Genomic DNA, 10861 nt, shown 5'->3' on the forward strand with positions numbered 1-10861 from the left:
ACCAGTTCGTCCGGCGCACCCGGCTGGGGCGAGGCATCCGCGCCGTCGCCCAGGACCCCGACACCGCGACCCTGATGGGCGTCGACCGGGAGCGGATCATCGTCACCACGTTCATCATCGGCGGCCTGCTCGCCGGTGCGGCCTCGCTGTTCTACGTGATGAAGGTGCCCTCGGGCGTCATCTACAACGGCGGGTTCGTCCTCGGCATCAAGGCCTTCACCGCCGCCGTCCTCGGCGGCATCGGCAACATCCGCGGCGCGCTCGTCGGCGGCCTGCTGCTCGGCCTGATCGGCAACTACGGCCAGATCCTGCTGGGCAACTCGCAATGGACCGACGTGGTCAGCTTCGTCGTACTCGTGCTCATCCTCATGGTCCGGCCGACAGGTCTGCTGGGCTCCGACCTCGGGAAGGTGAGGGCATGAGCACCGAACCCGTCCTCGGCTCCAGCGGCGCCCAGCAGCGCCTGGAGGAGCAGGCTTCCCACACCAACCGGCCGGGCCGGTTCGCCGCCCTCAACGCCTGGTGGGAGCGACAGCCGCGGGTCGCCCAGTGGGGGATCCTGGTGCCGATCGTGGCGCTGGTCTTCTTCCTGCCGGTGATCAACCCGCCGCTGATCACCACCGAACCCGGCAACGACTGGCCGCTGGCCTGCTTCGACATGGCCCGGTTCGCGCTGGTGGCGCTCGGCCTCAACGTCGTCGTCGGCCAGGCCGGTCTGCTCGACCTGGGGTACGTCGGCTTCTTCGCCGTCGGCTCCTACGTGGCGGCACTGTGGACCAGCCCGGACTCGACGTTCGTGCACATCCCGTACCTGTGGACCCTGCCGCTGGCCATGGTGGTCACCGTCGCCTTCGGCGTCTGCCTCGGCATCCCCACGCTGCGACTACGCGGTGACTATCTGGCGATCGTGACGCTGGGCTTCGGTGAGATCATCCGGCTGCTCGCGACCATCATCCCCGCGATGCGCGGCCAGCAGGGGTTCAAGGAGGTCGGCCACCCGCCGGGCACCCAGGACGGCGGCCCGCTGTTCTCCAACAACCACGGCACTCCGTGGTACATGCTTACCGTGGGCATCATCATCCTGGTGATGATCCTGCTGGGGAACATCGAGCGCAGCCGGGTCGGCCGGGCCTGGATCGCGATCCGCGAAGACGAGGACGCCGCCGAGATCATGGGCGTGCCCACCTTCAAGTTCAAGATCTGGGCCTTCGCCACCGGTGCCGCCATCGGCGGTCTCTCCGGTGCCCTGTTCGCCGGCCAGGTCGGCTTCGTGAACAACCAGAAGTTCGACGTGGTGACCTCGGTGCTGTTCCTGTGCGCGGTCATCCTCGGCGGCTCGGGCAACAAGCTCGGCGTCGTCATCGGCGGTGCGCTGGTCTCCTACATCCCGAACCGGTTCACCTCGATCGCCGACTACAAGTACCTGATCTTCGGCGTCGCCCTGGTGCTGCTGATGATCTTCCGCTCCCAGGGGCTCATCGGGGCCCGCTCGCACCTGCTGCTGTTCGGCAGGCGGGCGCGCGCCCGCACGCTCGAGCTGACCGCCCAGCGAGCCCCCCAGGCGACGAAGGAGACCGCGTCGTGACCGACGACCAGAGCCCCGACATCCCCGAGGTCATCCCCGACGACGCCCGGCCGGACGCGCCGCCGTCCCTCGACTCCGCCGTTGCCGAACAGGCGGCGGCGGAGCGTGAGATCGCCGTCGACGTCGGCGAGACGCTGGTGCAGATCGACAACCTGTCGGTGAAGTTCGGGGGCCTGACGGCGCTGGACTCGGTCAGCTTCGACATCAAGCGCGGTGAGATCCTCGGCCTGATCGGCCCCAACGGTGCCGGCAAGACCACCTGCTTCAACGCGATGACGGGCGTCTACAAGCCCTCGAGCGGCGACGTCCGTCTCGAGGGGGTCTCGCTGTTGCGCAAGAAGCAGCACACCATCACCCGGATGGGGCTGGCGCGGACGTTCCAGAACATCCGGCTGTGGGGCGAGATGACGGCGCTGGAGAACGTCGCCGTCGGCCTCGACACCCGGCACCGCACCAGCCTGTTCGGCGCCATGCTGGGCCTGCCGCGGCACCGGCGTGAGGAGAAGAGCAGCATCGACCGCGGCATGGCCCTGCTGGAGTTCGTCGGCATCGCCGACGCCGCGATGACCAAGGCGAGCGCGCTCCCCTACGGCCACCAGCGCCGGCTGGAGATCGCCCGCGCCCTGGCCACCGACCCGAAGCTCCTGTGCCTGGACGAGCCCGCCGCGGGCTTCAACCCGGCCGAGAAGGAGAACCTGATGGAGCTCATCAGGACCATCCGGGACGACGGCTACACGGTGCTGCTCATCGAGCACGACATGAAGCTGGTCATGGGCGTCACGGACCGGATCGTGGTGCTCGAGTTCGGCAAGCTGCTCGCCGAGGGGCGGCCCAAGGAGATCCGCGAGAATCCCGCGGTCATCTCGGCGTACCTGGGAGAGGAGGCAGACGGTGGCGCTGCTTGAGATCAAGAACATGTCCGTCCACTACGGACGGATCCAGGCCATCGACGACCTCACCATCAGCGTCGAGGAGGGCGAGGTCGTCACCCTGATCGGTGCCAACGGCGCCGGGAAGACGAGCACGATGCGAGCGGTGGCGGGGCTGTTGTCCCTCTCCAGCGGCTCGATCACGCTCAACGGCGAGGACATCACCAAGCTCAAGGGCCATCGCCGGGTCCAGCGTGGCATCTCGCTGGCTCCGGAGGGCCGCGGCATCTTCCCGGCCATGACGGTGCTGGAGAACCTCGACATGGGCGCCTACGGCCGCAAGGACAAGGCGGCGATCAAGGAGGACCAGGAGCGCGTCTTCGACCTGTTCCCGCGGATCAAGGAGCGGCTCAGCCAGAAGGGCGGCACCATGTCCGGGGGCGAGCAGCAGATGCTCGCCATCGGCCGGGCGCTGATGTCGCGGCCGCGGATCCTGCTGCTCGACGAGCCCTCGATGGGGCTGGCACCGCAGTTCATCCGGCAGGTGTTCGCCATCATCCGACAGGTGAACGAGCAGGGCACGACGGTCCTCCTGGTGGAGCAGAACGCCAACCAGGCGCTCGCTCTCGCCGACCGGGCCTACGTTCTGGAGACCGGCCAGATCACCCACACCGGAACCGGCAGGGAGATGCTGGCCAACCCGGCCATCAAGGAGGCCTACCTCGGGGTCGCCTGAGGCCTTCGGCACGCCGCGGACGGCGGGCAGCGTCAGTCGACGCTGCCCGCCGTCTCGTCGGTGGCGGCGCCGCCCTCCGCGGACTCGCCGACGCCGTGGTCGATCACACCCTGCGCGACCTGCCGCATCGAGAGCCGCAGGTCCATCGCGGTCTTCTGGATCCAGCGGAACGCGTCCGGCTCGCTCAGGCTGAGCTGCTGCTGCAGCACGCTCTTGGCCCGGTCGACGGCCTTGCGGGTCTCCAGTCGATCGGTCAGCCCTGCCACCTCGGCCTCGAGCTGGGCGAGCTCCTGGAAGCGGCTCACCGCCAGCTCGATCGCCGGCACCAGGTCGCTGACGTTGAACGGCTTGACCAGATAGGCCATCGCCCCGGCGTCCCGGGCCCGTTCCACCAGCTCGCGCTGGGAGAACGCGGTCAGCATCACCACCGGCGCAATCCGCTCCCGGGCGACGTGCTCGGCGGCGGCGATGCCGTCCAGGATCGGCATCTTCACGTCGAGGATGACCAGGTCGGGCCGCAGCTCCTCGGCGAGCCGGATCGCCTCCTGCCCGTCACCGGCCTCACCGACGACGTCGTACCCCTCCTCGGTGAGCATCTCCTTCAGGTCCATCCGGATCAGGACCTCGTCCTCGGCGATGACGACGCGGTGGGGCTGCTGCAGGCTCTGGGTCACGTGCGACAGGTTAGGGCATCCGGGTAGGCCCCGGCTCGGCGCCGAGGCCGCCGCTCCGGTAGGTTGTGCGACTGCCGAGCCCCGGTAGCCCAACGGCAGAGGCAATGTGCTCAAACCACATCCAGTGTCGGTTCGAATCCGACCCGGGGCACCATGTTTCGCGGACGCTCCTGGCTTGCCAGCTTGATCCCAGGGAATCTCTGGTCGATGTCGGGAACAGTGCTCGACGGATCCCACCATGCCCGGGCAGGGGTCGAGGTCACTGGTCAGCGCGGTGGACGTGCCACTCGTCGGCGATCCCGAGTACCTCGTGGCCGCCTCCTCGGCGGAAGCGTAGCCTGTCGTCGAGGACGACATCCGCGGCGCCCATCTCGACGTGTTCCCGCCGCGGGGAGCGTCAGTTCTGCTGCCTACCTCGATGGACCGACAACGCTCAGTTCCTTCGGTACGCCGGCGCCACCTCGTTGATCGCGTCCCCGATCCGGTGGATGCGCAGCGCGTTGGTGGAGCCGGGGATGCCCGGCGGCGAGCCCGCGATGATCACCACCAGGTCGCCCTCCTCGACCCGGCCGATCTCCAGCAGTTGCTCATCGACCTGGCGCACCATCTCGTCGGTGTGCTCGACCTCTTCGGTCTTGAACGTCTCCACGCCCCAGCTCAGCGCGAGCTGCGAGCGCACCAGCGGGAACGGCGTGAACGCCAGCAGCGGGATGGGACCGCGCAGCCGGGCCAGGCGCCTGGCGGAGTCCCCGGAGGTGGTGAACGCGACCAGGTACTTGGCCCCGACGCGCTCGGCGACCTCCTCGGCCGCCTTGGCGATCACACCCGAGCGGGTGTGCGGGTCCCAGCTGATCTGCGAGAGGTGGCCGACGCCGGTGCCACCGGCGGCGAACGCGTGCGCCTCGGTGGCCACGATGATGCGGGCCATCGTCTCGACGGTGTGCACGGGGTACTCCCCCACGCTGGTCTCGGCGGAGAGCATCACCGCATCGGCGCCGTCCAGGACGGCGTTGGCGACGTCGTTGGCCTCCGCGCGGGTCGGCTGCGGGTTGCCGACCATGGAGTCGAGCATCTGGGTGGCGACGATGACCGGCTTGGCGTTGAGGCGCGCCTTCTCGATGATCCGCTTCTGCAGGAAGGGAACCTCCTCCAGCGGACACTCCACGCCCAGGTCGCCGCGAGCGACCATGAACATGTCGAAGGCGTCGATCACCTCATCGAGGTTGTCCACCGCCTGCGGTTTCTCGATCTTCGCGATGATCGGGACGGTACGGCCGACCTCCTGCATGATGGCGCGCACGTGGTCGGCGTCCTTGGCGTTGCGCACGAAGCTGAGCGCGATCATGTCCACGCCCAGGTCGAGAGCGAACTTGAGGTCCTCGACGTCCTTCTCCGACAGCGCCGGCACCGAGACCGCGACGCCGGGCAGGTTGATGCCCTTGTGGTTGCTGACCGGCCCGCCGACCAGCACCTCGGTGACGACGTCGGTGCCGTTCTCGATGCCGGTCACCCGCAAGCGCACCTTGCCGTCGTCGATCAACAGCGGGTCGCCCACGCTCACGTCGCCGGGCAGGCCCTTGTACGTCGTCCCGCAGATCACATCGTCGCCGGGCACGTCGCGGGTGGTGATGGTCCAGGTCTGGCCGCGGCGCAGCGTGACCGGGCCGTCGGCGAACGTCTCGAGCCGGATCTTGGGGCCCTGCAGGTCGGCGAAGATGCCGACGCCCTTGCCGCTGGCGTCGGACGCGGCGCGCACCAGGTGGTAGCGCTCGGCGTGCTCCTCGTGACTGCCGTGGCTCATGTTGAGCCGAGCCACGTCCATGCCCGCATAGACAAGCTCACGGATACGGCGCTCGGTCCCGACGGCCGGCCCCAGGGTACACACGATCTTCGCACGCCTCACGGCCTCAGCCTATCGGCTCTGGATCGTTCCAATGGGATCCGGTCCACCGACCCACCGGTAACTTCGCCGGCCATGCCCGGGAGACGCGGAACGGGCGCGTCCTCCAGCGAGATCGCTGGAGAACGCGCCCGTCTCGGACAGACCTCAGGCCACGCCCACCATCCCCAAACTGTCACCGTGACACTTTGCGCGACGGGTGACATTTCGGATGTGTCACCCTCGCCGCGAACTATCACGGTGACACTTTGGCGCGCGCGGGACCGCCGGCCTCTCAGACCATCACGGGCCGGTCGGTCGGATTGATCGGCGACGGCAGCGTGGTCGCCCCGGTCTGGTTGGCGTCGACCGCCGCGGCCGCGGCCCGACCCTCGGCGATCGCCCAGACGATGAGCGACTGGCCGCGGCCGGCGTCGCCGGCGACGTACACGCCGTCGACGGAGGTCTTGAACGCGCCGTCGCGGGCGATGTTGCCGCGCTCGTCGAGTTCGACGCCGAGCTGCTCGACCAGGCCGGAGCGCTCCGGACCGGTGAAGCCCATCGCGAACAGGACCAGCTCGGCCGGGATCTCGCGCTCGGTGCCCTCGACCTCGGTGAGCCGGCCGGCCTCGAAGACCACGTCGACCAGCTTGAGCGCCCGCACGTTGCCGAACTCGTCGCCCAGGAACTCCTTGGTGGAGACGCCGTAGATCCGCTCGCCACCCTCCTCGTGCGCAGAGGAGACCCGGAAGATCATCGGGTACGTCGGCCACGGCTGGCCGGCCGGCCGGTCGTCGGCCCGACCGGTGGAATCGGCCGGTCGCGGCATGATCTCCAGCTGGGTGATCGAGGCGGCGTTCTGCCGGATCGAGGTACCGAGACAGTCGGCGCCGGTGTCACCGCCACCGATGATGACCACGTGCTTGCCGTCCGCGCGGATCTGGGTCTCGCCGGGCTGCAGAGGCTCACCCAGCGCCACCCGGTTGGCCTGCGGCAGGAACTCCATCGCCTGATGGATGCCGCCCAACTCCCGGCCGGGGATGGGCAGGTCGCGCGGCGTGGTCGAGCCCACCGCCAGCACCACCGCGTCGTAGCGCTCGCGCAGCTGGGCGCCGGTCAGCGTCGTGCCGACGTCGACGCCGGCCCGGAAGACGGTCCCCTCGCGGCGCATCTGCTCCAGCCGCCGGTCGAGGTGCTTCTTCTCCATCTTGAACTCGGGGATGCCGTAGCGCAGCAGCCCGCCGATCCGGTCGGCTCGCTCGTAGACCGCGACGGTGTGGCCGGCGCGGGTGAGCTGCTGGGCGGCGGCCAGACCGGCCGGACCCGAGCCGATCACGGCCACGGTCTTGCCGGAGAGCCACTCCGGCGGCTGCGGCTTGACGTTGCCGTCGCTCCAGGCGCGGTCGATGATCGAGACCTCGATGTTCTTGATCGTCACCGGGTCCTGGTTGATGCCCAGGACACAGGCGGTCTCGCACGGGGCCGGGCAGAGGCGGCCGGTGAACTCCGGGAAGTTGTTGGTCGCGTGCAGGCGCTCGCTGGCCTCCTCCCAGTCGTCGCGCCAGACCAGGTCGTTCCACTCCGGGATGATGTTGCCCAGCGGGCAGCCCTGGTGGCAGAACGGGATGCCGCAGTCCATGCAGCGGCTGGCCTGGGTGTTGATGATCGGCAGCAGCGCCCGGCCGATGCCGCCGGGATAGACCTCGTTCCAGTCCCCCACCCGCTCCTCGACGGGACGGCGGTCGGCGACCTGGCGATCGTTCTTGAGGAAACCCTTCGGGTCAGCCATGGGTGGCCTCCTTCGTCGGCACACCCGTGGCGGCCATGCTGCGTCGAACGTCCATGTGCTCGCTTCGCTCACCCATGGAGAACCTCCATAATCCGAGCCGCGGCCTCGTCCTCGGAAAGCCCCTCCTCGAGGGCCTCCTCCTGAGCCTCGAGGACCCGCTTGTAGTCACTGGGCATGACCCGAGTGAACCGGGCCAGGGCGGTCGGCCAGTCGGCCAGCAGGGCGGCGGCCACCTCCGAGCCGGTCTCCTCGGCGTGCGCGCGGACGAGCTGCTGGAGCTCCTCGGCGTACTTGCCCTCGACCGGGCCGAGCTCGACGAGCTCGGGGTTGACCCGCTGCTCCTTGAGATCGAGTACGTAGGCCACCCCGCCCGACATGCCGGCCGCGAAGTTGCGCCCGGTGCGGCCGAGGACGACGACACGGCCGCCGGTCATGTACTCGCAGCCGTGGTCGCCCACGCCCTCGGTGACGACCGTCGCACCGGAGTTGCGCACGCAGCACCGCTCACCGACGCCGCCGCGCAGGAACATCTGCCCCGACGTGGCGCCGTACCCGATGGTGTTGCCGGCGATGATGTGCTCCTCGGGCCGGAACGTCGCGGCGCGGTCGGGACGGATGATGATCCGACCGCCGGACAGGCCCTTGCCGACGTAGTCGTTGGCGTCGCCCTCCAGCCGCAGCGTGATGCCGCGCGGAAGGAACGCGCCGAAGGACTGGCCCGCCGACCCGGTGAACGTGATGTCGATGGTGTCGTCGGGCAGGCCCTGGCCCCGGTAGCGCTTGGTCACCTCGTGGCCGAGCAGGGTGCCGACCGTGCGGTTGACGTTGCGGATCGGGAGCTGGGCGCGCACCGGCTCGCCGTGCTCCAGGGCCGGCTTCGCCAGCGGCACCAGGGTGGTGTAGTCCAGCGAGCGCTCGATGCCGTGGTCCTGCGCCTTGGTGTGGTGCAGGTCCTGGCCGGCGAACTGCTCCGGCGAGGTGACCACATGGAAGATCGGCGTTAGGTCCAGGCCCGCGGCCTTCCAGTGGTCGATCGCGTCCCGCGTGTCGAGTACGCCGGCCTGGCCGATCGCCTCCTCGATGGAGCGGAAGCCCAGCTCGGCCAGGATCTCGCGGACCTCCTCGGCGATGTAGCGGAAGAAGTTCACGACGTACTCGGCCTTGCCGGTGAAGCGCTCGCGCAGCACCGGGTTCTGGGTGGCGACGCCGACCGGGCAGGTGTCGAGGTGGCAGACCCGCATCAGGATGCAGCCGGAGACCACCAGCGGGGCCGTGGCGAAGCCGAACTCCTCGGCGCCCAGCAGCGCCGCGACGACGACGTCGCGACCCGTCTTGAGCTGGCCGTCGGTCTGGACGACGATCCGATCGCGCAGGCCGTTGAGCAGCAGGGTCTGCTGCGCCTCGGCCAGGCCGAGCTCCCAGGGACCGCCGGCGTGCTTGAGGCTGGTCAGCGGGGACGCGCCGGTGCCGCCGTCGTGACCGGAGATGAGCACCACGTCGGCGTGCGCCTTGGAGACGCCCGCGGCGACCGTGCCGACGCCGACCTCGGCGACCAGCTTGACGTGCACCCGAGCCTGGGGATTGGCGTTCTTCAGGTCGTGGATCAGCTGCGCGAGGTCCTCGATCGAGTAGATGTCGTGGTGCGGCGGCGGGCTGATCAGGCCGACGCCCGGCGTGGAGTGCCGGGTCTTGGCCACCCACGGGTAGACCTTGTGGCCGGGCAGCTGACCGCCCTCGCCGGGCTTGGCACCCTGGGCCATCTTGATCTGGATGTCGTCGGCGTTGGTCAGGTACTCCGACGTGACGCCGAAGCGGCCCGACGCGACCTGCTTGATCGCGCTGCGCCGGGACGGGTCGTAGAGCCGGTCCTCGTCCTCGCCGCCCTCGCCGGTGTTCGACTTGGCGCCGAGCATGTTCATCGCGATCGCGAGGGTCTCGTGCGCCTCCTTGGAGATGGAGCCGTAGGACATCGCGCCGGTGGAGAACCGCTTCACGATCGACTCGACCGGCTCGACCTCCTCGATCGGGATCGGCCGACGACCGGTCTCCTCGGCACCCTTGAACTTGAACAGGCCGCGCAGCGTCATCAGTCGCTCGGACTGGTCGTTCACCCGCTGCGTGTACTGCTTGAAGATGTCGTAGCGGCCCTGCCGGGTGGAGTGCTGCAGCCGGAAGACCGTCTCCGGGTCGAACAGGTGCGGCTCGCCCTCGCGGCGCCACTGGTACTCCCCGCCGATCGGCAGCTGCCGGTGCGCCGGAGCCACCCCGTTGCGCGGGTACGCCGTCGCATGCCGGCGGGCGACCTCCTCGGCGATCACGTCCAGCTCGACGCCGCCGAGCTTGGAGGTGGTGCCGGTGAAGTACTTGTCGACCACGGCCTGGGACAGGCCGACGGCCTCGAAGATCTGCGCTCCGGTGTACGACGCCAGCGTGCTGACGCCCATCTTCGACATCACCTTCAAGACGCCCTTGCCGAGCGCCTTGACCAGGTTGGCGACCGCCTTCTCGGGGTCGTTCTTGACGAAGTAGCCCTCGTAGGCGAGGTCCTCGACCGACTCCATGGCGAGGTAGGGGTTGACCGCGGCGGCGCCGTACCCGATCAGGAGGGCGACATGGTGGACCTCGCGGACGTCACCGGCCTCGACCAGGAGCCCCACCTGGGTGCGGGTCTTCTCGCGCACGAGGTGGTGGTGGACCGCCCCGGTCAGCAGCAGCGACGGGATCGGCGCCAGCTCGGCCGTACAGTGCCGGTCCGAGAGCACGATCACCCGGGCGCCGTCGGCGATCGCCGCGGACACCTCGGCACAGATCTCGTCGATGCGGCGGGCCATCGCCTCGCCGCCGCCCTCGACCTCGTAGAGGCCACGGCTGACGTGGGTGATGTAGCCGGGCATGTCGCCGTCGCGGTTGATGTGGCGGATCTTGGCGAGGTCGTCGTTGTCGAAGACCGGGAAGGGCAGCACGATCTGGCGGCAGGCGGCCGCCGTCGGCTCCAGCAGGTTGGCCTCCGGGCCGATGGTGCCCGACAGGGACGTCACGAGCTCCTCGCGAATGGCGTCCAGGGGCGGGTTGGTCACCTGGGCGAACATCTGCGCGAAGTAGTCGAAGAGCAGTCGCGGCTTGTCGCTGAGGGCGGCGATCGGGGTGTCGGTGCCCATCGACCCGATCGGCTCGGCGCCGGTGTTGGCCATCGGCGCGAGCAGGACGCGCAGCTCCTCCTCGGTGTAGCCGAAGACCTGCTGGCGGCGGGTGACCGAGGCGTGGGTGTGCACGACGTGCTCGCGCTCGGGGATGTCCTCGAGGTTGACGACGCCGGCGTGGAGCCACTC

8 protein-coding genes and 1 tRNA gene are annotated in these 10861 nt (G+C 69.5%); 5 read left to right on the forward strand and 4 right to left on the reverse strand.

Features of this window, described 5'->3' with window-relative positions; all coding sequences use genetic code 11:
• The 4 genes from VHA72_RS04010 to VHA72_RS04025 form a co-directional block, all read left to right on the forward strand.
• A partial coding sequence (locus VHA72_RS04010) for a branched-chain amino acid ABC transporter permease (RefSeq protein WP_414689751.1) occupies positions 1-422 on the forward strand: 422 nt, incomplete at its 5' end.
• On the forward strand, positions 419-1585 hold the full coding sequence (locus tag VHA72_RS04015) for a branched-chain amino acid ABC transporter permease (protein ID WP_325573155.1): 1167 nt from the start codon (positions 419-421) through the stop codon (positions 1583-1585). The genes VHA72_RS04010 and VHA72_RS04015, both read left to right, overlap by 4 nt.
• Positions 1582-2490, forward strand: a complete 909-nt coding sequence (locus VHA72_RS04020; RefSeq protein WP_325573156.1) for an ATP-binding cassette domain-containing protein — start codon at positions 1582-1584, stop codon at positions 2488-2490. Before VHA72_RS04015 ends, VHA72_RS04020 begins: the two co-directional genes overlap by 4 nt.
• Positions 2477-3190, forward strand: a complete 714-nt coding sequence (locus VHA72_RS04025; protein ID WP_524538567.1) for an ABC transporter ATP-binding protein — start codon at positions 2477-2479, stop codon at positions 3188-3190. Before VHA72_RS04020 ends, VHA72_RS04025 begins: the two co-directional genes overlap by 14 nt.
• A gap of 32 nt (positions 3191-3222) precedes the next feature.
• On the opposite strand, the gene VHA72_RS04030 is transcribed toward VHA72_RS04025, so the two are convergent.
• A complete protein-coding gene (locus VHA72_RS04030; protein WP_325573157.1) occupies positions 3223-3864 on the reverse strand; it encodes an ANTAR domain-containing response regulator in 642 nt (213 codons plus the stop codon).
• A 78-nt stretch (positions 3865-3942) separates the two neighbouring features.
• Between VHA72_RS04030 and VHA72_RS04035 the strand changes: the two genes are divergently transcribed.
• A tRNA-Leu gene (locus VHA72_RS04035) sits at positions 3943-4018 on the forward strand.
• 279 nt (positions 4019-4297) lie between these two features.
• On the opposite strand, the gene pyk is transcribed toward VHA72_RS04035, so the two are convergent.
• The 3 genes from pyk to gltB form a co-directional block, all read right to left on the reverse strand.
• Positions 4298-5767 (reverse strand): pyruvate kinase, encoded by a 1470-nt coding sequence (gene pyk / locus VHA72_RS04040; protein WP_325573158.1) that lies wholly within the window; start codon positions 5765-5767, stop codon positions 4298-4300.
• Positions 5768-6038: 271 nt separating this feature from the next.
• Entirely contained in the window at positions 6039-7532 is a 1494-nt protein-coding gene (gene gltD / locus VHA72_RS04045) for a glutamate synthase subunit beta (RefSeq protein WP_325573159.1), read from the reverse strand.
• A gap of 68 nt (positions 7533-7600) precedes the next feature.
• Positions 7601-10861: glutamate synthase large subunit (gene gltB / locus VHA72_RS04050; RefSeq protein WP_325573160.1), on the reverse strand; the 3261-nt coding region annotated here is incomplete at its 5' end.

It is taken from the genome of Nocardioides sp. (assembly GCF_035547795.1).
Lineage (GTDB): Bacteria > Actinomycetota > Actinomycetes > Propionibacteriales > Nocardioidaceae > Nocardioides.

Excerpts from the sequence above, each read along its gene's own strand:
- gltD (WP_325573159.1), bottom strand. The coding sequence starts at position 7,532 with ATGGCTGACCCGAAGGGTTTCCTCAAGAACGATCGCCAGGTCGCCGAC.
- VHA72_RS04015 (WP_325573155.1), top strand. The coding sequence starts at position 419 with ATGAGCACCGAACCCGTCCTCGGCTCCAGCGGCGCCCAGCAGCGCCTG.